Source organism: Corynebacterium canis (assembly GCF_030408595.1).
Taxonomy (GTDB): domain Bacteria; phylum Actinomycetota; class Actinomycetes; order Mycobacteriales; family Mycobacteriaceae; genus Corynebacterium; species Corynebacterium canis.
The window spans coordinates 12,548-35,258 of the sequence record NZ_CP047080.1 but is presented as its reverse complement, the minus strand read 5'-3'; the positions used below and the strand labels follow the sequence as shown (position 1 = coordinate 35,258).

Sequence of the window (22,711 nt, the reverse complement as noted above, 5' to 3'; positions counted from 1 at the left end):
GCCCTAGCACGCGCTCGCGGGATCCCGGTATTCTGGTAAGGCATGACCAGCACCGTGGCCCCCATCATTGTCACCGATCCCCGCACAGGCGAAACCTATGGCGAAGTGCCCGCAAGCACCGCCGCCGACACCCAGCGCGCCTTTACAGCCGCCCGAAACGCGCAGGCAGCGTGGGTGACAACGCCCCTTAAAGAACGCTCCAAGATTATGTTGCGCTTCCACGACTTGGTACTAGAACACCAAGACGAATTGCTGGATGTGATTCAGGCCGAAACCGGAAAAAATCGTGCCAGCGCTTTCGATGAGGTGCTGGATGTTGCGATCACGGCGCGTCATTACGCGCGGCGGGCGCAACGATTGCTCAGACCGCGCCGCGCCAAGGGCGCCCTGCCCGTGCTCACGCGCACCCTGGTGGACCACAGCCCCAAAGGGGTGGTGGGCATTATTTCCCCATGGAATTACCCGCTCACGCTTTCGATTTCGGACGCGATCCCGGCGTTATTGGCGGGCAATGCGGTGGTGCTCAAGCCGGATTCGCAAACGCCGTTTACCGCACTATTGGGCGTGCACCTGCTGGTCGAGGCCGGGTTGCCGCTGGAACTATTTCAGGTGGTCACGGGGTCCGGCGCGGTGGTCGGGACCGAGATCGCGCAGCAGGCCGATTACCTGATGTTTACCGGTTCCACGGCGACGGGCCGGCAGCTCGCCGCCATTGCGGGTGAACGTTTGATCGATTTCTCCGCGGAGCTGGGCGGCAAAAACCCGATGATCGTCGCGCCGGATGCGGACCTCAACCGCGCCGCCGCCGATGCCGTGCGAGCGTGCTTTTCAAACACCGGACAACTCTGCGTTTCCATCGAACGAATTTACGTTCACGAAGCCATTGCGGAGAGCTTTACCGAACGCTTTGTCGCAGCCACGCAGGCATTGCGCATCGGCGGCGGCGGCTGGACCGAAGACGTCGGCTCCATGATCTCCCCCGCCCAGGTCGACAGCGCCATCGCCATGATTGACGACGCCCTGAACCGCGGCGCCCGCCTCCTCACCGGCGGCACCCGCCTCCCGGAGCTGGGCGAATCATATCTCTCCCCCACGATCCTTACCGACGTGCCCGAAGACGCTCAGTTATACCGCGAAGAGGTGTTCGGGCCGGTGGTGTATATGGAAACTGTTGCATCGCTTGAAGAGGCGGTCCGAAAGGCAAACGATACCGAGTACGGCCTCAATGCCGCGGTGCTGGCGGCACCGTACACGGGTTGGAATATTGCCCTACATTTGCATGCCGGATCAGTGAATATCAACGAAGGATTCGCGGCTACGTTCGGCAGCGTGGATGCCCCGATGGGTGGTTGGAAAGCGTCGGGGGCGGGGCGTCGACACGCGGACGGAGGCTTGCTTAAATACACGGAATCGCGCACGATTTCGGAACAACGTCTGGTGCCCATCGCGGGGCCAAAGGGCTTGGCGCGGGACAAGTACGCCGCATTGATGACCACCGCGCTGCGGCTAGGAAAGTGGGTTCTTTGAGCGCCATTTTGTGGCTGCGGCGGGACCTGCGCGCGTTCGATCACCCAGGGTTGGACGCGGCGCTGGAACTGCCAGACGTGCGCGTGATCTACGCCGCCGATCCGCCTCGCTCAAGCTTTCAAAACGACGCCGTGACCGCCGCACTTTTCGAACTGAGCAACGAATTGCGTGAGCGCGGGTTGGAGCTGGAACGCGGAACGGTAGCGGACATTATCAACGCAAAACCCGAACGTGTGATCGTCACTGCGGATTACACGCCTGCCGGATTGCGGCGCGATAAACAGGTTTCAAAAGCCCTTGGCGGGGGCATCATGGAATCCTTGGATTGCAATTACGCGGTGCCGCCAGGCGTGTTACACACCGGCACGGGCGGGCACTACAAGGTGTTTACTCCGTACTATCGTGCCTGGTCAGAATGCGGCTGGGAGGCCCCAAACCTGGCCTGTGCCGGTGGGCAAGCGTGGGCGGATTGGCTGGAATTCTTGGAATACCGGCTGCCTGGATACGCCGAGCAGCGGGACCGCCCGGACCTTGATGGAACCTCGCGGATCTCGCACCATTTGAGCGTTGGCGCGCTGCATCCACGTGGGCTCTTAGAAACATTGAGCGAGAGCGACGCGCCGGTGGCGGACCGGCAGGCGTTTGCACGGGAGCTGGCGTTCCGCGAATTCTATGCCGACTTCCTGTACCACCGCCCCGAAACCGCGACCGAAAATGTTAACCCGAAATTCGCGCGCTTCCGCTGGGACGAAGCCACCGAAGATTTCGAATGCTGGAAGGACGGCACTACCGGCTACCCAATCATCGATGCGGGCATGCGCCAATTGCTGGCTACGGGGTGGATGCACAATCGAGTGCGCATGCTGGTGGCGAGCTTTTTCACCAAAGATCTCCACTTGCCATGGCAGCTCGGAGCCGAATACTTCCGCGAAATGCTTGTGGATTTCGACGAAGCCACCAACCAACATTCCTGGCAATGGTGCGCTGGCACCGGCACAGATGCCTCCCCGTATTTCCGCATCTTTAACCCCCAGACGCAAGGGAAACGCTTTGACCCACAAGCGAACTACATTAAACGCTGGGTTCCCGAGCTGGCTGCCACGCCGGCGGCGGATATCCACGCAATGCGCAACCTGCCGGAGAGGTACCCATTGCCTATCGTCGACCATGCGGAGGCACGACGCGAAGCCTTGGCGCGATATCAGGAATTGCGATGATGTGGCGGCCGGCTATGCGGTGAGCGCACCCGCCACGTATGCGGCCTGGCCAACGTGCTGGGCGGCATCATCAACGAGGGAAACCAAGCGGACGCCTCGGGTGACCGGAACCTCCCAGGAACGGTCCACGATCTCGTCCCACTCGCCTTCCTCCAGCTGGTCGGCGTAGGCGACGCAGGCATTAAGGGCGGCGGTAAGGTATTCAACGAGCAATTGTTGGGAATTGACCACAATGAGCGCGGCCTCCGCAGGTGTATGCCCATAGCCCATCGTGTCGCCGATCGGGCCGAGATCAAAGCGCTCGCGGAACCCCTCCGCGCGCCACACCTCCTCGGCGCCGGTGAGCTCCGCAAGCTGCATGTCTACCTCCCGCCCGGCATGCCACAACAACCACGCGATCGTGTTCGGATGGCCCATCAGGCTGGTGTTCAATTGCTGGTGTGTCAGGGCGGGCAGGTATCCCGCCGCCTCCACTGGCCTCAGGGCAAAGTCACGGTAAAGATCTCGAACCTTCATGCTTTCCGTTTTAGCCGAACGTTAAGGAATACATCCGGATTCCGGGCTCAGCATCGATGGTCAGCACGCCTTCCTGCGGGGTGGAAACCTTGACAATGTCCACGGTGCCCGGGGTCTTCGGAACCTCGAAGGTTTCCTTGGAGCCGTCCGCACGCGTCACCGTAAGCTTCCCGGTGCCAGATGCCACCACCTGTACCAGCGATGCCCGGTAGTTCAGCTTAAGTTTCGCGCCGTCTTTCTTCGGTTCGATGGCATCTTCTGCAAGGTTCCACGTCCCGGAAATGCTGTACGCGAACCGTCCTAGCTCGCCGGCGGGGTCCGAAAACTCGTGCGTACCGTTGGTATAACCGTGGTTTTCGTAAAAGCGGGCGCGCTGCGTACCCAAATACGTCTCCGGGTTACGGTCTTTGGTCACGGCATCCACCGTGCCTTCCTCCACCACCGCCGGTAGTTTTACGTTCGGATCGGCCTGCTTCAGCAATTGTCGCACTAGGGTTTCCGTCTCGGCGTAGGCGCCTTCACCCTCATGGATCTGACGCACCTTGCCTTCCGCATCCACGAGGTAGTGCGCGGGCCAGTACCGGTTGTTGTATTCCTTCCAAGTGACAAAGTCATTGTCTTGGGCAACTGGGTAATGGATGCCCTGGGCTTCCGCCGCCGCCCGCACGTTTTCGGCTTCGCGTTCAAAACCGTATTCGGGGGCGTGGATACCAACCACCTGCAAGCCGGCATCCTTGTACGCGTCATACAACTTGGTTACGTGTTCGTTCGCGCGCTGGCAGTTGATGCAGGCATAGGCCCAGAAATCCACCAGGGTGACTTTGCCCTCGTTGACCTTGACCGGCGCATCGGTGTTAAACCACCCCTCCAAGCCTTCGAACTCAGGTGCGGGGCCGCAATCGCTCAGCTCGGCGGGATCGGTGCCGCGGCAATGGTCCAACGTCCCTTCCGACGCGCCTCGCGCCCCGGTAAGCACATCTTGAATGTGTTCGTTTTCCCCAAGTTGTTTCTGCACGCCAGCCGTCCAGTCCGGGAGCGCGCGCTGCACGGCTGCGGGGGCATCGAAAACGAGCGCGACTGCGAGCACCAGCACCACAATGCCGGCGACGCGATGCACGGAGGTATTGTGTCCGGCACCAATGCGATCGCCAATTTTCGCGAATACCAGCATGGGTGCCGACGCCCCGATAGCGAACGCAACAGTAAGCACCACCGTGTTCCAGCCGATATCGCCCGTGGCACCCGCAACAGTCACCGCCGCCAGTACCGGCCCGGCGCACGGCACATATACGGCACCAAGCGCGAGACCGACGAGGAATCCGCCTTTGCCCCGTGCCTTGGTTTGCAGCACTGTAAGCCTTGGCAAACGTTGGAACGGAGCTTCGATCAAGTGCCCAAGTTTAGGCACCAACATCCCCACGCCGACCAGCACAAGCATGATGATTCCCACCCACCGCAACGTGGAATCGGGCAATCCCAGCGCCTTGAGCGCCAAGGTGCCCAGCAGGGTAATCAGCGAGAAACTCACCGCGATGCCGGCGACCACGGGAAATGGACGACGCCCCTCACTCGTCGTCACCGCTAATACCACCGGCAACACGGGAAGAATGCACGGCGAAACACCAGTGACTATGCCCCCTATTAGACCGATCACTGCGAGCTCAAACACAACGCAATCCTTTGCTACATAGTTTTTACTATCGACGACGCCCCCGCCCAGCACCGCGGGACACTAACCACACGTGAACTCGACAACAAAGGACCCTAGTAACGAACGAAAGCTCAGTGCCCAGGTTCCCGAGAATGCTCTGCGGGGGCATCTGTTAGTACCTACGGAGCCACCTCCCAATCCGGATTGCAATCCGAAAACGAACACCGCTCCGTATGTGTAAATGAAGCCAAACAACGAACCATTTTCGGACACAGAACCCATACCGGCTTCAATGTTGCAAAGGAGCATCATGTACACCAAGACTCGCGCCACCGTTATCGCTGGGATGATCGCCCTAGCCGGCTTCGGCCTCACCGCCTGTGGCGAAACAACGGGCACGACTTCCAGCGAAACCACCTCCACGACCACCTCCGAAAAGATGGACAAGATGGAGTCCACGGACAAGATGGAGTCCACCGACAAGATGGAATCCACGGACAAGATGGATTCGATGGAGAAGACCGAAGACAAGATGGAATCCACCGATAAGATGGAGCCCACTGACAAGATGGACTCCATGGAAAAGACCGACTCGATGGACTCCATGGAGAAAACCGACGAGAAAATGGGGAACAACTAAGCGCGCGCCCACCGCGCCGAATCCTCAAAACGTTTATGCATGCATTAGTCTCGGTGGATATGGAATCCACGCGGTTAGTCAATTGCGACCAGCTGTTGACCAATGCAGCGCGCGGCGATAAAGCATCGTTTGCCGCACTGTATGACGCGCTTGCCCCTCGTGTACTCGGTCTGTGTGTACAGATCGTTCAACAGCGAGCGCAAGCCGAGGAAGTCATGCAGGAAGTTTTTATTGAGGTTTGGCGGCGCGCCGCTGAGTTCAATTCCGCCAAAGGCAGCGCCCAAACTTGGGTACTGCGCTTGGCTCGGCTTCGAGCGATCGACCGCCTCCGCTCCTACCAGGCAACCCTGGACCGAGATCACAAGGAATTTCGGTTGCAGCATGCATCTTGGGCAGGGTCAGTCGAGGATGAGGCGGTAGCTTCGCTTGAGGCCGAACAGCTGCGTCACGTGGTGGATTCCATAGGCGAGCCGCATCGCACGGCCGTCATGTTGGCGTATTTTCACGGCTTAACACATCAAGAACTGGCCGACACTCTGGATATTCCGCTTGGTACGGCCAAAACTCGGGTGCGTGACGGATTGCGGAAACTTCGCGCGGTCGTCGATAAGAAAGGGGCAGCACGGTGAACGACAATGCATTCGATGATGCGCTTGCGGCAGAGCCTGACTTGTCGCTGGTGGAAGACACGCTGATGCGTGCCCCAGCACCTATCGCGCCGCCGCCACAACTTCGCGACAGTATTCTCGCCCAAATCGACGATGAACCGCAGGTCACGGCCCTCCCGCAAAACAAACGTCCATTCGTAAGAATGTTCGCGGCGGCAGCAAGCGTTGTCGCCCTCGCCGGCGTTGGGCTCTGGTTCGCCACCTCAAACGTCACCACCCAACAACCGCAGGAAACAACCACGCAGGTCGCGGCCCCGACCACCGCAAATGGCACGGACCACATGAACAAAATCATGTCCGCCAGCGATGTGCGGCACGGTTCCGCGGAAGTGATGGGCGCGGACCTCAAGGTCGCGGTTTCCGACGATATGGGCAAAGGCTGCCTCATGGTCGCCGGGTCGCCTACCCTCGACGACGGCATGGAGGCACAAGTTTGGGCGGTCATGGATAACGGTGACATGGAATTCGCCGGAATGATCGATGAAATTCCAAACCCTGAAGGCTGGATGCTTATCCCCCCTGGCACCATGAAGGTGATGGTCACCGAGGAACCCGCTGGTGGCAGCGCAAGCCCTTCGGGCGACGTGCTTGCCACGGTGACACTGACATAGTTTCGCGCGTTATTCAGTAATGTTTATGCCGTGGACTACATTTCAACGCGCGATTCTTCCCAAACCCCGGCCAGCTTTTCCGATATCCTGCTCGGCGGGCTGGCCCCCGATGGTGGCCTCTACCTGCCCGTGGAATACCCGCAGGTAGACAAGGAAACCCTGGCCTCCTGGCGGAAGCTTCTGGATACGGACGGTTACGCAGCGCTCGCCGCCGAGGTGCTCAAGCTTTTTATTACGGACATCCCCGCCGCCGACCTCGAGGCGATTTGCGCGCGGGCGTACACGTACCCGAAGTTTTCCCACGAGCAGATCGTGCCCGTGACCGAACTCGAGCCGGGCATGTACATCGGCCATTTGTCCATGGGGCCGACCGCCGCCTTTAAAGACATGGCCATGCAGCTACTCGGCGAACTGTTCGAATACGAACTTGCCCGCCGCGGGGAATCGCTGAACATCCTCGGCGCTACCTCGGGCGACACAGGGTCCGCCGCCGAATACGCCATGCGCGGCCGCCCCGGCATTTCCGTTTTCATGCTGACGCCCGCCGGCCGCATGACCCCCTTCCAGCAGGCACAGATGTTCGGTTTGCAGGATGAGAATATCCACAATATCGCGCTCGACGGCGTTTTCGATGACTGCCAAGATGTGGTCAAGGCCGTTTCCGCCGACCTTGAGTTCAAACGCTCGCACTCTATTGGCGCCGTAAACTCCATCAACTGGGCCCGCCTCGTAGCGCAGGTTGTGTACTACATTTCCTGCTGGATTCGCACGACCACGCACCCTGATCAGCGCGTGAGCTTCGCCGTCCCTACCGGCAATTTTGGCGACATTTGCGCAGGCCACATCGCCAAGTCCATGGGCGTTCCGATCGACCGCCTTATCGTGGCCACCAACGAAAACGACGTGCTCGACGAGTTTTTCCGCACCGGCGCCTACCGCGTCCGCAGTTCCGCCGAAACGCTCGAAACCTCCAGCCCGTCCATGGACATCTCTCGCGCCTCCAATTTCGAACGTTTTATCTTTGATTTGCTGGGTCGCGATGCCACCCGCACGTCCGAACTGTTCGGCGAAAGAGTTAAGGCTGGAGGTTTCTCGCTTGTCGACGACCCCGCCTTCCCCGCCGCCGCGACAACTCACGGTTTCCTTTCCGGACGCTCCACCCATGCCGATCGTGTTGAAACCATCCGCGATTGCTACAAACGGCTCGGTGTTCTCGTTGATCCGCATACCGCGGACGGCATCCACGTGGCCCGTGAGTTGCGGGACAAGGTCGAGACTCCGATCATTTGCCTCGAAACCGCACTGCCCGTGAAGTTCTCCGAAACCATCATCGAGGCAACAGGCAGCGAACCCGCCTTGCCAGAGCGCTTTCAAGACATCATGAACGCACCGCGCCGCGTGAAAGCACTGCCCAATGACGTTGATGTGGTGAAGGAGTTCATCCACAGCAACGTCTAAGCCGCTTGTTCGGTTCAGAATGGTGGTGGTTCGTTGTCCGGTGGTGGGGTGGGGCGTTGTTGGTCGCGGTGTTTGCGGGTGCGGGTGTTTTTGTGGCTCCAGGTGTAGCCCCAGTTGCCGCGGCCGTCGTGTTCGGGTGGGTCGGTGTTGTCGTCGGCGGGGGTTTTGCCGGAGTGGCGGGTGGTGATGCCTTCGATCCCGCCTTGGATCCCGGCGAGGGGCCCGTCGGGGGTGACCACCCCGATGATTTCATCGGTTTCCGGGTCGGTCCAGGTAATGGTGCCGTCGATGCTGCCAGTGGCGGCGACTCTGCGGTCGGTTTTCATGTTGTGGTGGTGGCGGCACAAGGATTGCAGGTTGCTGCCGGTGGTCCAACCGCCCGCCTCATAATTAATCACATGATCCACGTCACAATGATCGGCGTTGATGGCGCAATCCGGGAACATGCAATGCCCATCGCGCAGGTACACCAGGCTGCGTTGCTCCGGGGTGGGGTCATGCTCCGCATGGCATTCTTGGGCCACCTCCAGGGCGTTGCGGTACTCCGGCTGCATCGCCGCAATGATCTGGCGTTGCTCATCGGTCAAGGTGGCGGTCACGCGCAACCGATCGATATGCAGCGGCACATTCGGCTGGAAGGACCCCACCCCGAAAATCACCACTTTCCGATGTTTCGCACGGGTGGTTTCATCCCCACACACAAGCTCCACCAGCGCCTCCGTTTTGGTGAGTTTCCTGGCGCGGGCATGGGTCTCAATGGCCGCTTCGACTTCCACGGCTACCAGCTCGTCCAGCTCGGCGTTGAACACGATCCGGCCGGGCACCGTGGGGCTGGGATAAACCATGATTTCCGGCGGTGGCAGAGCCGGTTTCGCCGCGCCGTTGATCACCGCCGCGCGGATTAAGCATTCCTCGATGCGGCGTTGCACCCGCCGCGGCGGCGGGAGCGTCTGATTCTCCCGGGTTGGGGTAAACATTTTCACCAAAAAGCGATCCAGCTTATCCAACACCTGCAACGACACCGTCGTCGGCACATCCTGCAACCCACGCTCAATCGCACACGCCCACTCCAAACCCACACAGCCAGTGGTCAACGCCAACCGACGCAACAACGGCAACTGGGTCCGCAACCGATACGCAAACCCCAACACCAATTCCGTTTTCCGCGCCCCGAACCAACCAAGATCCGTCGAAATTTTCGCCGCAAACTTCGACAGCTCCACATTCGGGAAATCCACCTCCCCCACAATGCCCATCAACACCCGCAAATACACCTTATTCGTAGCGATCGTCGCCCGACCCGCAACATTATCCACCCGTTGCAACGCAAAAAACGCACGCCGCCCCGCCGTACCAGCACTGCCACTCATCGTCCCTCGGTGTCCCTTCCCACCCCGACAATTCATTCCCTAACTATCACCCACGCTACACTCACAGCACAACCACTACAAGGCCTGCCACCTGCACAAACCCGACGCCCGCAACCGGAAACACCACCCCCACACACCCCGCACACGCAGGCAAAACAACACCCACACCCATTGCGAACAACCCAACCACACCCCACGCCACCAACAGGGACCACCACACCCCACAGCCCGAAACCGACCCCTCTCAAGCCCACCACAGCACAAACACAGCAAAAATGATACAAACCTTCACCAAGACCCCCAACACCCCGAAACCAAAAACCTGTGACCTTACACACACTTCAACATTCACAACACAAGGGGTACCAACCACCCCCGCACACCCGCCCTTAAGAAACGCGAAACCCCCCGACCCATCATGATATAACGGCCGAAGGGTCCCAGCTTCAAACAGCGCTAGATTACGCGCCCGTGCATTCGTCCCAGTGGTCTTCGTGCTTGTGGTGGAGGTGGCCGTCGTGGACGTAGTCGACGTGGTCGCCGTGCGGTACTGCGACGTGCCCGCAGCCTTCACCGTGCTCGTGGTCGTGCCCCTCGTGAACGTGGTGCCCCTCGCCTACGCATTCATCCCAGTGGTCTTCGTGCTTGTGGTGCAGGTGGCCGTCGTGGACGTAGTCGACGTGGTCGCCGTGCGGTACTGCGACGTGCCCGCAGCCCTCGCCGTGCTCGTGATCGTGGTTCTCATGAATCTTGTGCGCCATGATGAGGGTATTCCTTTCAAAGGTTGCCTTGTTTGGCTTGATGCGGAGCACGATGAAGCTCCGGATGCACAGCCTAGTTGAAAACGTTGCCTAAAATCAATCACGCCACCTGCATTTTTCCGCCGCGTTATTGAAAATGAAACTCAATTTAGCTTGTGCGCTACATTCCACACAGACTCCCCCACGCGGCACCACCCCTAAGTTGCTTTTCGACGCCGCGCCCACCCCCACCCGCCGCACGAGAAAGGCCGCGACCTCGTTGAAGGTCACGGCCTATTTTCCGTGGGCGAAGGGGGACTTGAACCCCCACGTCCCGAAGGACACTGGCACCTGAAGCCAGCGCGTCTGCCATTCCGCCACTCGCCCGAGTGGTTTCTGTCGCTGTGGACTTCAATACGATAGCACGGTCGTGTAATCTAACGTCAAATCCGCAGGCCACATAGCGTTTTCCTGAGCTCCCCCCAAAAACCCCTGCTTAATCACCTCTTCAATCCTCTTGCCTAAAACACATATACTGGTCGCATTGACCTTGTCATTCAACTACTGACCGATTCTGAAGAAAGGTGGCCTGAACGTGTCCGTAATGGGCCGAATTGCCAAGCTGGACAGTGCCCTTCAGCGTGGCTTGGACAACGGTTTCGCTTTCGTGTTTGGAGGCAAGGTTGTCCCTGCTGAGCTGGAAGAACTTCTCAAGCAAGAAATAGAAGATAATCTCTCCCGACCCAACGGTAACGGTATCCTGGCTCCAAACTTCTTCGAGGTTTCAGTAAGTACTAAGGATTTCGTCAACCTCTCCTCACAGCACCCTTCGTTGCCTGCTGATTTCGCGGATCGTATGGGACGTTTTGCTCGGAATAAGGGTTGGTCGCTGGCGGGGCCGGTTGTAGTATTTGTCACGCTGGATGGCAGCATACGGACCGGCCAGCTCAAGGCACGGTCAACCTCGAATCCCAACCCCGGAACCGCAAGTGGTTATGCCGGTAACGATGTCGAACCACCGCCGCAACAGCAACCTCATTCTTATGGTGGCGCAGCTGGGGGCAATGGGTACCAACCGAACCCGGAAACCTTTTTGCAGCCTGCCCAGCAGCCGATGCATCAGCCCCCTATGCCACAGCCGAGTGCGGATTCTCAGCAATTCCCGCCGGAGCCTTCGTCGCCTTTCCAGGGCGGCTCCTACTCCTCGGATTCGTATCAGCCTGAACCTTCGGCTCGTTCCGATGGTTATCAGCCGATGCATCAGCCTCCGATGCCGCAATCTCCACCGCCGGGGCTCCCCCCGCTGCGGCAATCGCCTGGCCAGCAACATATCCAGGAGGAGCCAGCTACGGAGATCGTGCCGGCGCCGCACCTGCAGAATTTCCCGACGGTGCTGTTAGTACTCCAAGATGGTTCTAATCGTTCCTACCAAGTTCAGGAAGGTTCGAATATCATCGGGCGGGGTGTGGACGCTGATTTGCGGCTCCCGGATACTGGCGTTTCCCGCCAGCATGCGGAGGTGACGTGGGATGGCCGTGATGCTGTGCTGGTTGATTTACAGTCGACCAATGGCACTACGGTAAACAGTATGCCGGTAGAAAACTGGTTGTTGGCTGATGGCGACGTAATTGCTGTTGGCCATTCCTACATCGAAGTTCGTATCAGCGGCTAATTCGACTTAAACCTAGGAGACCCACATGGATACCTTCGTGTTGTTTGCCTTCCGCATTGGCCTGTTGGTCTTACTGTGGTTCTTCATTTTTATGGCGCTGCGTGCCTTACGCGCAGACGCCAAGGTCGCGTCGGCCGGTGGGGGTATCCCCGGCATCGGCGCGGCACCCCCTCGTTCTGGGAGTGGCAGCAAATCTGCGCCGGCCCGCATTCTCATGGTTGTCGAAGGCCCCTTGCAGGGCACCTATGTTGAAATCGACAACGTAGATGAGATCACCCTTGGCCGCAGCCAGGATTGCTCGTTCCCCATTAATGACGACTACGCCTCCGCCCAACACGTACGCATGTTCCGTCGCGGCTCGGACTGGTTCGTTGAAGATCTTGATTCCCGCAACGGTACCTACATCAATGGGTACCGCATTGACCGGCCGGAACGTGTCGATACGGGGGTCGATATCGTCATTGGTCGCACCACAGTAAGGCTCGAACCCTAAATGCTGAAACTTAATTACGCAGTCGCCTCGGATAGAGGATTAGTTCGCGGCAATAACGAAGATTCAGCATATGCCGGGCCTCATCTGTTAGCCTTGGCGGACGGCATGGGCGGGCACGCCGCCGGTGAAATCGCGTCCCAGCTCATGATCCAGAATGTGAAGAGGCTGGACTGCCATCCCGGCCAAAACAACATGCTGAACTTGCTTGCCGACGCCGCGTACGAAGGCAACCGCGCCATCGCAGAGCGGGTGCGTCAATCGCCCGAAACGGAAGGCATGGGCACCACCCTCACCGCGCTGATGTTCGACGGCTATAACTTTGGCTTGTGCCACGTCGGCGATTCTCGGGGTTATAGGTTGCGCCACGGCGTGCTGGAACAGATCACCACCGACGATACGTTTGTGCAATCGCTGGTGGCGGAGGGCAAGCTCGACCCAGAGGACGTGTCTACGCACCCGCAGCGTTCGCTGATTCTTAAGGCATACACCGGGCATCCGGTTGAGCCGACCATTAGGAATCTAGACGCCCAGAACGGGGACCGTCTGCTGTTATGCTCCGACGGCCTTTCCGACCCTGTCACGCACGCCACTATTGAGGAAACGCTGCAGCAAGGTTCGCCTGCCGACGCCGCGAAACGCCTTGTAAACCTTGCCCTGCGCTCTGGCGGCCCAGACAACGTGACCGTGGTGGTTGCGGATATCGTGCCCGGCGATGATTCCGGCGGTTCGCACATACCTACGGTGCCCGTTACGGCTGGTGCCCTGAATTCCAATGAGCCAGAGTCCCCGCGCCCGGATACGGCGGCTGGCCGCGCGGCGGTGATGCGACCGGCGTCGAATGTAGCAGTTGCGGTCGCTCCAGCGATAGAAGAACCACAACCTATTGAAGAACCGATCCCCGAAGAGCCGAGGAAAGGACGCAAGCTAGCCATTTTGGTCTCCCTCGCAGTTGTTGTCGGATTGGTCGTGGTTGGCTGGTTCGGCTTTAACCACGTCAGAAACACCTATTATGTGGCCGAAAGCGATGGTGAGTTGGTGATTGAGCGGGGCTTAAGCCGAGAGGTGTTTGGGTACTCCTTGCATAGTAATTTTCAGACGACTTGCATTAATGACAGTGGCGCGTTGTCGCTGAAGGATGTGGGTGATACTTCGGACTCTAGCTGCCGGCCTTTTAAGCTGACCGATCTTCCGGAATCTCGCAGGGATATTGCTACACTTCCTGCGGGCTCTTATAATTCGGTGCTTAGCCAAATGTTGCGCCTTTCGGAAGATGCTCTACCGTTGTGCACTACCAAACCCAATGAACCTGCGGAAGCCAATAAACCTGGAGTGAATTGTCGGGAGGCGTCATGATTGTATTCGAGCGCCTGCGGATGCGCCGCTTAGAACTAGGCCTTTTGATCCTCGCGTCTCTGATCGTGGGGGTCGCTGTTGTTAATCTTGAGGTTTCCCTCAATAGCAACGTCACCGGAAACATGCTGGTGCTTATCGGTGGTTTTGTCACCGTATTCCTTACCGCGCATGTTGTGTTGTGTTGGAAAGCCCCCTACGCTGACCAAATCATGCTGCCGGTGGCCGCGATTCTAAACGGCCTTGGGCTCGTCATGGTCTACCGTCTCGACGCTGGGCTTTCCACGGCACTGGCTCCACGCCAGGTGATGTGGACCTTTGTGGGCGTGGCCTTAATGGTGCTCGTTCTCGTCTTTTTAAAGGACTATAACGCGCTGTCGCGGTACGCATACGTGCTCGGATTGATCGGCCTGATTCTCTTAGCATTGCCTATGGTGTGGCCGGTTGATACCGAAGCCGACGCTGATATTTGGATTACCATCGGCCCGCTATCCCTGCAGCCCGGTGAGTTCTCCAAAATTATGCTGCTGTTATTGTTTGCGCAGCTCTTGGCCACAAAGCGCTCGCTTTTCCAAACGGCCGGTTACCAGATCCTTGGATTGGACTTCCCGCGCCTGCGCGATCTCGCCCCGATCCTTGGCGTTTGGGCCGTTGCACTCATGATTATGGCTGGTGAAAACGACTTTGGCCCCGCGCTACTGCTGTTTGGCACGGTACTTGGCATGCTGTATCTCGCCAGCGGCCGCGTCTCGTGGCTCATCATCGGCATGGTCCTGGTCAGCATCGGCGGTTTCACCGTCTATCAGATATCCGGCAAGATTCAGGCCCGTGTGGCAAACTATTGGGATCCCTTGGCCGACCCCGTAGGCAAGGGTTTTCAGCTTTCCCAGGCGCTTTTCGGCATGTCCTGGGGCGGCATTGACGGCACCGGATTGGGCCAGGGTTATCCGTATATCATCCCCGTCGTATTCTCCGACTACATCCTCGCGGCAATCGGCGAGGAGCTCGGCTTGATCGGTATTAGCGCAGTCTTGATACTCTTCGCTGTGTTTATTTCGCGCGGTATGCACACGGCGATGCAGGTTCAAGATACCTTTGGCAAGCTGCTAGCTTCCGGTCTCGCATTGACGGTTGCCATCCAGATTTTCATTATCACGGCGGGTATTTCAGCGTTGATGCCCATGACTGGCCTCACCACGCCATTTATGTCCCAGGGTGGTTCATCCTTGATGGCTAACTATATTCTTATGGCCATTATTCTGCGGATTTCTGATGCTTCACGCCGCGAAGCGGAGGCGAAGTAATGAATAAGTCGATTCGTAATGCCGCAGTATTCTCTCTGGTCCTTATCGTGATCTTGCTGGCTAATCTCACGTGGGTCCAAATCTTCAACGACGAAAAATATGCCCACAACTCCTATAACCGCCGGCAATTCCTGGAATTAAAGTCCACGCCCCGCGGCCAGATTTCGGCGGGCGGCATGGTGCTAGCCCGTTCCAATAAGGATGATGAGGGCTTCTACCACCGCGAATATGTGACCAATCCGATCGCATATGGCCCGGTGGAAGGGTATATCTCCGATGTGTACGGTGCCTCCGGCATCGAGAAAAGCTATAACGACATCTTGAATGGGACCGACCCTTCGCTGCTTTCCACGCGGTGGTGGGACGCCATTACGGGCAAGGAGGCCAGCGGCGCGAGCGTGGAGCTGACCATCGACCCCAATATGCAGGATGTGGCTTACAACGAGCTGGCAAGCCGTAACTACCTTGGCGCCGTGGTGGCGCTGCGTCCAAGCACCGGTGAAATCCTGACCATGGCCGCCACTCCGAGCTACGACCCGGCACCAATCGTGGATCCCGCTACGGCGGAAAACACGTGGGCGCAGCTGACGCAGGATCCTGAATCGCCGCTTTTGAACCACGCTACCCAGGAGACCTTGCCGCCAGGCTCGACCTTTAAGGTGATCACGACGGCGGCCGCGCTGCAGGGCAAGTACACGCCGGATAGCCAGGTGACCGCGGCGTCCGAAATCACTTTGCCGAACACGAACACCACGCTGGAAAACTACGGCGGCCAATCGTGCGGCTCGGGCGGCACCACGACGTTGATCGACGCCTTTGCTAAATCCTGCAATACGGCGTTCGTGGAAATGGGCATCGATATTGGGGCGGAGGCTTTGACGTCTACGGCGCAGGCGTTCGGTCTTGAGGAAAGCTACGATTTCGGCCTGCCCATGGAAAAGGGACGCATCGGCGATCTTTCCGACGACGCGGCGCGCGGCCAATCCTCGATCGGTCAGCGTGACATCAGCATGTCGGTGCTGCAAAACGCGGTCGTGGCTGCCACGGTGGCCAATGGCGGCAAGCGTATGCAGCCGTATGTGGTGAAGCGTATCCTGAGGTCCGACCTGAGTGAGTTGCGCACGACCAAGTCGAAGGAGCTGAACCAGGCGATTACCCCGGAGATTGCCGCGCAGCTGACGGAGATGATGCGCTCTTCGGAGCGTGCCATGCCGGGCGGGACGAACCATTTGGCGTCCAAGACGGGTACCGCTGAACACGGCGAGGATTCACGTAACTCTAATCCCCATGCGTGGTACATTGCGTTTAACCCAGATGCTGACGTTGCCGTCGCGGTCGTCGTAAAGAATGGTGGCGACCGTGGTCAGGCTGCCACTGGCGGCTCGGTTGCTGCACCGATCGGCCATGCCGTTCTTAATGCAGCGCAAAGGCAATAGGTGAAACATGAGTACTGATTCCCAAGTGCGTTTGCAAGAGCTTATCGGAGAAGACTACGCACTGCAGCGCGTCATCGGACACGGTGGCATGTCCACCGTGTGGCTGGCCACGGACACGCGCACCAATGAAGAAGTTGCGGTGAAAGTCCTTCGCCCAGAGTTTGCAGACAACGCTGAGTTTTTGAGCCGGTTCCGCAATGAAGCGCAGGCTTCGGAAGGCATCGACTCGCCCAACGTTGTACGTACGTTTGATTACCGTGAGTTGCCGGACCCTTCTGGAAACACGTTCTGCTTTATCGCCATGGAATACGTGCGCGGCGAAACCCTCGCGGAACGCCTGCTGCAGGAAACCAGCATTAACGAATCAGAGACTCTGGACATCCTCGAACAAGCCGCCAATGGCCTGGCCATTATCCACAGCATGGGCATGGTGCACCGCGATATGAAGCCGGGCAACCTGCTGATCGCCGAAGACGGCACCGTCAAGATCGCCGACTTTGGCATTGCCAAGGCCGCGGAAGCTGTGCCGTTGACGCGCACCGGCATGGTGGTTGGTACCGCCCAATACGTGTCCCCGGAACAGGCCCAGGGTAAGCAAGTCACCGCAGCTACGGACGTGTATTCCTTGGGCGTAGTCGGCTATGAAATGCTCGCCGGGCGGCGGCCCTTTGCCGGGGATTCCTCCGTGTCCGTGGCCATCGCACACATTAACCAACAGCCGCGCCCGCTGCCCGAAAGGATCTCCCAACCCACGCGCGACCTTATCGGGGTATCCCTGCGTAAGGATCCGGAACGCCGCTACCAGGACGGCAAGGCCCTAGCGGAGGCGATCGCGGCGGTGCGGAAGGGTAACCGCCCGCTCTTGCCGGAGCCGCGCACGAACAACGCGAACATAAAGACGCAGATCCAGCGGCCGCCGACCGGTATGCAGGGCACCGCCGTGATGTCTCAGCGCCCCATCCAGGGGCCGCAGGTGCCGCCGCAGCATCCTACGAATATGCAGCAGCGCCAATTGCCGCAGCGCCACATGCCGCCAGGTGGCTCGGATCAAAACGGCCAGCGCATGCCCGTTGGGGCTGGTCCGAACGCCCCCCGACGTGCCGGGCAGCGCCCCGCGTACGACCAATCGAGCAATAGCAATAACAGCATTTACGCATTGCTTGCGGTATTGGTTTTGGCGATCGGCGCCGTGGGCATTTGGCTGCTGTTAAGCCTGATGAACGGCGGCTCTAACCCGACGACTACGCCGAGCTCTACGCAGACCTCGCGTTCGTCTTCTTCCTCTTCGGAGGATGTTTCCGAAGAGGTGCCAACCCAGCAATTACCGAACACGCAGCCGGATCAGTCCACGCCGATCGTGCCACAACAATCGCAGCAGCCGATTCAGACGCAGCCGCAGATTACACCTACAAACGCGAACACGTTCCCGTTCCCGACGGCAATCCCATTCCTTCCGACGCAAACACCGACCACCGTGGAAGTTCCGCCGACGAGCGTGGCGCCCAGCCCACCTTCGACCGGAGAGCCCGAGGAGAGTGAGCAGTGAGTGCGCAACTACTTTCGAACCGCTACGAGCTCGGTAGCATTATCGGTAGCGGCGGCATGTCTGACGTGTATGCCGCAACCGACACGCTGCTAGGCCGACCCGTAGCCGTAAAAATGATGCGGCTCGAACTGGCGCGCGATACCACGTTTAAGGAGCGCTTCCGGAGGGAGGCGCAAAACTCCGGCCGGCTGAACCACCCCGCGATCGTGTCCATCTACGATACCGGCGAAACCGAGATCCAAGGCACGGCCGTTCCCTATATTGTTATGGAGCTTGTGCACGGGCGGACGTTGCGCGACATCGTCATCGAAGACGGTCCGCTCGCGCCTGCCGACGCCGCGAAAGTGCTCGTCCCAGTGTGCGAAGCGTTGGCCGTTTCCCACGAAGCCGGGATTGTGCACCGCGATATCAAGCCGGCAAACATCATGATTACGAACACCGGTGCGGTGAAGGTGATGGACTTTGGCATCGCTCGGGCGTTTACGGACGCCAGTTCCGCGATGACCCAAACCGCAACGGTGATCGGCACGGCGCAGTACCTTTCCCCAGAGCAGGCGCGTGGCAAAAACACGGACCCGCGGTCCGACATTTACTCGCTTGGCTGTGTGTTTTACGAGATCGTTGCTGGGCGGCCGCCCTTCGAAGGGGAAACCGCCTTCGCGGTGGCATATCAGCACGTGCAGGATACCGCGCCGCCGCCTTCGGAATTTATCCCCGGGTTGTCGCCGACAATGGCCACGAACGTCAACGCCGTCGCACTTACAGCAATGGCGAAGAACCCGGCCGATCGCTATCAAACCGCCATGGAATTGGCGGAAGACTTTTCACGGGTGAGCCGCAATGCGGTGGCCCGCGCCGCGCAGGCGCATTTAACCAGTGCACTTCCCATGAATCCGGTGATGGCGGGTGCGCCGACTACCATCGGGACGCCGCCGGACCTGAGCATTACGCCGCAGCCCGGAGAGATTCCTCCGGTGATGCTGCCTGAGGAACAGGCATTAATGGCGAGCGCGCCGACGCAACACCTTGCGCCGACGGCTGCGGAAAGCGAAGAACCCGCCAAGCGAAGCAAGGCTTGGATCATGTGGCTGGCTTCCATAGTCACGGTGATCGTATTGGGCGTTGCGGGTGTGTTTGCATATGACTACGTCACCGGTAGCGGAATTAGCGCGAGCAATAAGGTTTCTATTCCACGCGTGAGCGGCATCAGCGAAGCCGCGGCTGTGAAACGCTTGGAAGAGGCTGGCTTTAAGGTTTCCGTAGAGACAAAGACCGATCCGGAAGTACCCCGCGGCAGCGTGATTAGCACTGATCCCGATGCCGGGACGCAAGTTACCCAGGGCAGCGAGGTTGTGTTGTTTGTGTCCTCCGGCAAGGAGGTCACCGAGGTGCCGGATGTCACTGGGAAAAAGGCGGACGAGGCGAAAAAGATCCTGGAAAAGGCTGATCTGAAACTTGACGACACCATCAAGGAGGCGCCCTCGGATTCCGTGCCTGAAGGTGAGATCGTTGAGATGTCCCCTTCGGCTGGGTCTCAGGTGACCAAGGGCACGACCATCACCGTGACCGTATCCACGGGCATTGCAATGGTTCGCATTCCCGTTATTTCCGGTAGCCGGTGGGCAACGGCGGAAAGCAACCTCACGTCGATGGAGTTCATTCCGCACGTGGAATACATTGATTCCTCCGAGCCGGAAGGCACCGTGATCTCGGTGACCGGCCCCGCCGGTGAACAAGAGGGCACGCAAACCTCCAAGGGCGCGGAGCTGACGGTTCAGGTTTCTAATGGCCGCGCATTGACCACACCTAACCTCGTTGGCATGAATGTCGGGCAAGCTATCGGTGCGCTGCGCGCCGCCGGCTGGGAAGGCCCTGACAGCAACTTGACGCAGGAACGTGTGGATACAAACTCTTTGATTGATCAAGGCAAGATTGCGCATCAATCGCCGGCACCTGGAACACCGTTGCCAAAGAACGGGAAAGTCACAGTTGGTGTGTTTATCTTTAACCTCCTTGGAGGCAACTAATTTCCACTTCGGGTACTCCCTGCTAAGTTGTTGGGGAGTACCCGCGGTCGTTGGCACTACCATGCCGCCGCCGCAGCAACTGTAGTTCTATATTTTTGGAAGGTGCACTCAAGTTGCCTAAATCAAAGGTCTCCCCTAGCTCTACCCCGATCTCCTCGGGTGCATCCGCCAACCGCACCCCGGTAAAAATCAACAGCAGCAGCACGCCGCTGTGGTACAAGATCCTCATGTTCACCCTGATCGCTGCGGGCCTGCTGTACATGGTGGTGTACTACCTCGCCAGCCCGCACATCCCGTTCATGATGGAACTTGGCCCGTGGAACTACGCCATCGGCTTTGCCCTCATGATCGTGGGTCTCCTTATGACCATGGGTTGGCGCTAAGCCGCCTCCAGTTTTTGTATAGGCCGTCACGGAAACGTGGCGGCTTTTTGCTGCCTAGCCTTCGAACGTGACTTCCACAACTTGCCTTAGTCCCCCGTTTTCCAGTGGTTGAGGATTGGGCTGTGAACCACAGAACCGGTACCAAATACACGCTCCAGACAGATGTAGCAGACATTCTAGAAGGCGAACTTGCTGCCGAGGCGGAAAACTACGCAAAGAAGACCGTCGACTAGAAACTCACCCCCGCAGCCACCGCCACGGACCCAACACCGCACCGGAATACACATGTTCGAAGCGGCTCGAACACTAGTGACCCCCGCTTACCGCCGGTTTGCTTCAAAACTCACAGGTTATTCACAAGCTGCACAAACACCCGCACTAGCCCCTGTGTAGAAAACTAGTTATCCACAGTTTTACAGGCTTACACACAGGTGATTTGTGGATAACGTTGCACACACCCCTGTGGGAAAAGTTATCCACAGGCTGTGAACAACACTGTGGATCGCGCACTACCAAAATCTGGTTTTACACTTGTCCACAGTATCCACAGGCTGTGGATAACTCTGTGCACTACTTATCCCCAACTGGTCAAACCAGCGAATATTTCGCTGCTCACCGACCGTTTACCCTAGGCCATCGAACGTCCGTGCTTACGAAGATGAAAAACTACACCCATGTAATTATCCACAATGTGGATAACGTGTGTGGATAACTTCACCGCCTGTGCACAACGCCAAGTTGTCCACCGGCCCGGTGGACAACTCAAACCGCCGTTTTTCACACCGGTGGAATTCACAACGTTGTTAACACAGGCGCAGTTGTGGATAACAGCCCAAGACGCCAAAAAACGGCACCCAGACAGGTTGCACACAGCAAGATGTAGGCCACATTGAGTACCCCTTTTTGGCGGATGGCCCAAGTTACGATCGCCAGTGCGATTCCCACGGCGAGCCCTCCGAAGTGTCCCCACACAGAAATCACCTCGGACCACATCAGCGTGAACAGGATGTTCACCACGATCAGTACAAGCAATCCTCGGATTTCTAGCCGCCTCCGCAACGCCACCACAACGTACAGGGTCATCAGCGCGTAAACGGCCCCTGATGCGCCCGCTGTGGGCGATTCCGGCGCAAACCAGATCACGGCGGCAGAGGATCCGAGGGCACCGGCAAGGAAGGCGTTAAAAAGCGCCACACTGCCGAGTCCTTTTTCCACTTCCCTGCCAAATAGAAAAAGCGCTATAGTATTAAGCCCTAAATGCACCGGCCCAATGTGGATAAAGGCACCGGTGATGGCGCGCACCCAGCCCCAGCTTTCTACCAGCATTTGCGGGTAGTACAGCACCCAGTCTTCGGCGAGTGAGCTGTATTCAATGTTGTGCAGGAACGATTGTGATTGAACCGCAGTAACCAGGTAGATCGCTATCATTGCGCTGCATAACAGCAGCGTCACGGGAGCTTCGCGCTGCGCTTTGCTCAACCATTGCGTCATCAGCATGACCTTTCAATGCGAAAAAGGCCCGGTACCACACACGCAACGATGCAGGTACGGGCCTTACAGGATTTGTTTTTTGCCTATTCGGTGATGTCGATGCTCTCGATCACAACGGGTTCCACGGGCCGGTCCATGCGGTCGGTCGCGGTCCGCGCAATTTGATCTACTACGTCTTTGGAGGCTTGGTCAACAACTTCGCCGAAAATGGTGTGGCGCATGTTCAGGTGCGGCGTCGGTGCCACTGTGATGAAGAACTGGGAGCCATTTGTTCCTGGCCCGGCATTTGCCATTGCCAGCAGGTAGGGGCGGTTGAATTGGAGTTCTGGGTGGAATTCATCACCAAACATGTAGCCGGGGCCGCCGCGACCGGTACCGGTGGGGTCGCCGCCTTGGATCATAAATCCATCGATCACGCGGTGAAATACTGCACCATTGTAGAATGGACCAGTGGCTTCACCTGCGGCGTTTGCGGTGCGGTATTCTTTGGTACCTTGTGCCAGACCAATGAAGTTTTCCACTGTTTCTGGGGCGTGATTTCCAAAGAGTTCGATGACAATGTCGCCACGGTTCGTGTGCAGAATCGCGGTAGCTGTCTTAAGGGTCATGTC

The 22,711-nt window shown here is 58.6% G+C and carries 20 protein-coding genes and 1 tRNA gene; 14 read left to right on the top strand and 7 right to left on the bottom strand.

Annotated elements, in window-relative coordinates:
* The first annotated feature begins 42 nt into the window (after positions 1-42).
* Together CCANI_RS00170 and CCANI_RS00165 are read left to right on the top strand one after the other, a co-directional pair.
* The gene (locus CCANI_RS00170) at positions 43-1,527 is read left to right on the top strand and encodes a succinic semialdehyde dehydrogenase (RefSeq protein ID WP_146325527.1); all 1,485 of its coding nucleotides are present in this window, start codon (positions 43-45) and stop codon (positions 1,525-1,527) included.
* The gene (locus CCANI_RS00165) at positions 1,524-2,744 is read left to right on the top strand and encodes a cryptochrome/photolyase family protein (protein WP_146325526.1); all 1,221 of its coding nucleotides are present in this window, start codon (positions 1,524-1,526) and stop codon (positions 2,742-2,744) included. Before CCANI_RS00170 ends, CCANI_RS00165 begins: the two co-directional genes overlap by 4 nt.
* Positions 2,745-2,756: 12 nt before the next feature.
* Here CCANI_RS00165 and CCANI_RS00160 read toward each other — a convergent pair whose 3' ends face one another.
* Both CCANI_RS00160 and CCANI_RS00155 read right to left on the bottom strand, forming a co-directional pair.
* Positions 2,757-3,260 carry a mycothiol transferase gene (locus tag CCANI_RS00160; RefSeq protein ID WP_146325525.1) on the bottom strand — a complete coding sequence of 168 codons (504 nt, stop codon included), beginning with the start codon at positions 3,258-3,260 and terminating at the stop codon, positions 2,757-2,759.
* 10 nt (positions 3,261-3,270) lie between these two features.
* Positions 3,271-4,929: a redoxin domain-containing protein gene (locus CCANI_RS00155; RefSeq protein ID WP_146325524.1), complete on the bottom strand. Its 1,659-nt coding sequence runs from the start codon at positions 4,927-4,929 to the stop codon at positions 3,271-3,273.
* Positions 4,930-5,221: 292 nt separating this feature from the next.
* Here CCANI_RS00155 and CCANI_RS00150 point away from each other — a divergent pair, with 292 nt between their 5' ends.
* Genes CCANI_RS00150 through thrC form a run of 4 tightly spaced genes read left to right on the top strand, consistent with a single transcriptional unit; the run spans position 5,222 to position 8,288 of the window.
* Positions 5,222-5,551, top strand: coding sequence for a hypothetical protein (locus CCANI_RS00150; protein ID WP_186750389.1), 330 nt, complete (start codon positions 5,222-5,224; stop codon positions 5,549-5,551).
* Between the two features lie 35 nt (positions 5,552-5,586).
* A complete protein-coding gene (locus CCANI_RS00145; RefSeq protein ID WP_290211467.1) occupies positions 5,587-6,180 on the top strand; it encodes a sigma-70 family RNA polymerase sigma factor in 594 nt (197 codons plus the stop codon).
* On the top strand, positions 6,177-6,830 hold the full coding sequence (locus tag CCANI_RS00140; protein WP_146325522.1) for an anti-sigma factor: 654 nt from the start codon (positions 6,177-6,179) through the stop codon (positions 6,828-6,830). Before CCANI_RS00145 ends, CCANI_RS00140 begins: the two co-directional genes overlap by 4 nt.
* Before the next feature lie 30 nt (positions 6,831-6,860).
* Positions 6,861-8,288, top strand: a complete 1,428-nt coding sequence (thrC, locus tag CCANI_RS00135; protein WP_146325521.1) for a threonine synthase — start codon at positions 6,861-6,863, stop codon at positions 8,286-8,288.
* A gap of 14 nt (positions 8,289-8,302) precedes the next feature.
* Here thrC and CCANI_RS00130 read toward each other — a convergent pair whose 3' ends face one another.
* The 3 genes from CCANI_RS00130 to CCANI_RS00120 all read right to left on the bottom strand — a co-directional run bounded on the left by CCANI_RS00130 (position 8,303) and on the right by CCANI_RS00120 (position 10,785).
* Positions 8,303-9,658, bottom strand: a complete 1,356-nt coding sequence (locus CCANI_RS00130; protein ID WP_290211464.1) for an HNH endonuclease signature motif containing protein — start codon at positions 9,656-9,658, stop codon at positions 8,303-8,305.
* Positions 9,659-10,119: 461 nt separating this feature from the next.
* Entirely contained in the window at positions 10,120-10,419 is a 300-nt protein-coding gene (locus CCANI_RS00125; RefSeq protein ID WP_146324964.1) for a threonine dehydratase, read from the bottom strand.
* Between the two features lie 283 nt (positions 10,420-10,702).
* A tRNA-Leu gene (locus CCANI_RS00120) sits at positions 10,703-10,785 on the bottom strand.
* A gap of 208 nt (positions 10,786-10,993) precedes the next feature.
* Here CCANI_RS00120 and CCANI_RS00115 point away from each other — a divergent pair.
* From CCANI_RS00115 to crgA, 8 genes are all read left to right on the top strand, one after another.
* Positions 10,994-12,070 carry an FHA domain-containing protein gene (locus CCANI_RS00115; RefSeq protein ID WP_246118262.1) on the top strand — a complete coding sequence of 359 codons (1,077 nt, stop codon included), beginning with the start codon at positions 10,994-10,996 and terminating at the stop codon, positions 12,068-12,070.
* 25 nt (positions 12,071-12,095) lie between these two features.
* Positions 12,096-12,563: an FHA domain-containing protein FhaB/FipA gene (locus CCANI_RS00110; RefSeq protein ID WP_146324966.1), complete on the top strand. Its 468-nt coding sequence runs from the start codon at positions 12,096-12,098 to the stop codon at positions 12,561-12,563.
* Positions 12,564-13,916: a PP2C family protein-serine/threonine phosphatase gene (locus tag CCANI_RS00105; protein ID WP_146324968.1), complete on the top strand. Its 1,353-nt coding sequence runs from the start codon at positions 12,564-12,566 to the stop codon at positions 13,914-13,916. It abuts the gene before it with no gap.
* A complete protein-coding gene (locus tag CCANI_RS00100) occupies positions 13,913-15,217 on the top strand; it encodes an FtsW/RodA/SpoVE family cell cycle protein (RefSeq protein ID WP_146324970.1) in 1,305 nt (434 codons plus the stop codon). The genes CCANI_RS00105 and CCANI_RS00100 overlap by 4 nt, the downstream gene beginning before the upstream one ends.
* Complete coding sequence (locus CCANI_RS00095; RefSeq protein WP_146324972.1) at positions 15,217-16,653, top strand: penicillin-binding transpeptidase domain-containing protein; 1,437 nt, start codon at positions 15,217-15,219, stop codon at positions 16,651-16,653. The genes CCANI_RS00100 and CCANI_RS00095 overlap by 1 nt, the downstream gene beginning before the upstream one ends.
* 7 nt (positions 16,654-16,660) lie before the next feature.
* Positions 16,661-18,199 (top strand): serine/threonine-protein kinase, encoded by a 1,539-nt coding sequence (locus CCANI_RS00090; protein ID WP_146324974.1) that lies wholly within the window; start codon positions 16,661-16,663, stop codon positions 18,197-18,199.
* Positions 18,196-20,226, top strand: coding sequence for a Stk1 family PASTA domain-containing Ser/Thr kinase (pknB, locus tag CCANI_RS00085; protein ID WP_146324976.1), 2,031 nt, complete (start codon positions 18,196-18,198; stop codon positions 20,224-20,226). Before CCANI_RS00090 ends, pknB begins: the two co-directional genes overlap by 4 nt.
* 113 nt (positions 20,227-20,339) lie before the next feature.
* Positions 20,340-20,609 (top strand): cell division protein CrgA, encoded by a 270-nt coding sequence (crgA, locus tag CCANI_RS00080; protein WP_146324978.1) that lies wholly within the window; start codon positions 20,340-20,342, stop codon positions 20,607-20,609.
* Between the two features lie 792 nt (positions 20,610-21,401).
* Here crgA and CCANI_RS00075 read toward each other — a convergent pair.
* Together CCANI_RS00075 and CCANI_RS00070 are read right to left on the bottom strand one after the other, a co-directional pair.
* Positions 21,402-22,106: a rhomboid family intramembrane serine protease gene (locus tag CCANI_RS00075; RefSeq protein ID WP_146324980.1), complete on the bottom strand. Its 705-nt coding sequence runs from the start codon at positions 22,104-22,106 to the stop codon at positions 21,402-21,404.
* Between the two features lie 77 nt (positions 22,107-22,183).
* Entirely contained in the window at positions 22,184-22,708 is a 525-nt protein-coding gene (locus CCANI_RS00070; protein ID WP_146324982.1) for a peptidylprolyl isomerase, read from the bottom strand.
* Positions 22,709-22,711 lie beyond the last annotated feature (3 nt).

Excerpts from the sequence above, each read along its gene's own strand:
- CCANI_RS00170 (WP_146325527.1), top strand. The coding sequence starts at position 43 with ATGACCAGCACCGTGGCCCCCATCATTGTCACCGATCCCCGCACAGGC.
- CCANI_RS00160 (WP_146325525.1), bottom strand. The coding sequence starts at position 3,260 with ATGAAGGTTCGAGATCTTTACCGTGACTTTGCCCTGAGGCCAGTGGAG.
- CCANI_RS00150 (WP_186750389.1), top strand. The coding sequence starts at position 5,222 with ATGTACACCAAGACTCGCGCCACCGTTATCGCTGGGATGATCGCCCTA.
- CCANI_RS00145 (WP_290211467.1), top strand. The coding sequence starts at position 5,587 with ATGCATGCATTAGTCTCGGTGGATATGGAATCCACGCGGTTAGTCAAT.
- CCANI_RS00130 (WP_290211464.1), bottom strand. The coding sequence starts at position 9,658 with ATGAGTGGCAGTGCTGGTACGGCGGGGCGGCGTGCGTTTTTTGCGTTG.
- CCANI_RS00125 (WP_146324964.1), bottom strand. The coding sequence starts at position 10,419 with ATGGCGCACAAGATTCATGAGAACCACGATCACGAGCACGGCGAGGGC.
- CCANI_RS00110 (WP_146324966.1), top strand. The coding sequence starts at position 12,096 with ATGGATACCTTCGTGTTGTTTGCCTTCCGCATTGGCCTGTTGGTCTTA.
- CCANI_RS00105 (WP_146324968.1), top strand. The coding sequence starts at position 12,564 with ATGCTGAAACTTAATTACGCAGTCGCCTCGGATAGAGGATTAGTTCGC.
- CCANI_RS00100 (WP_146324970.1), top strand. The coding sequence starts at position 13,913 with ATGATTGTATTCGAGCGCCTGCGGATGCGCCGCTTAGAACTAGGCCTT.
- CCANI_RS00095 (WP_146324972.1), top strand. The coding sequence starts at position 15,217 with ATGAATAAGTCGATTCGTAATGCCGCAGTATTCTCTCTGGTCCTTATC.
- CCANI_RS00090 (WP_146324974.1), top strand. The coding sequence starts at position 16,661 with ATGAGTACTGATTCCCAAGTGCGTTTGCAAGAGCTTATCGGAGAAGAC.
- CCANI_RS00075 (WP_146324980.1), bottom strand. The coding sequence starts at position 22,106 with ATGCTGATGACGCAATGGTTGAGCAAAGCGCAGCGCGAAGCTCCCGTG.
- CCANI_RS00070 (WP_146324982.1), bottom strand. The coding sequence starts at position 22,708 with ATGACCCTTAAGACAGCTACCGCGATTCTGCACACGAACCGTGGCGAC.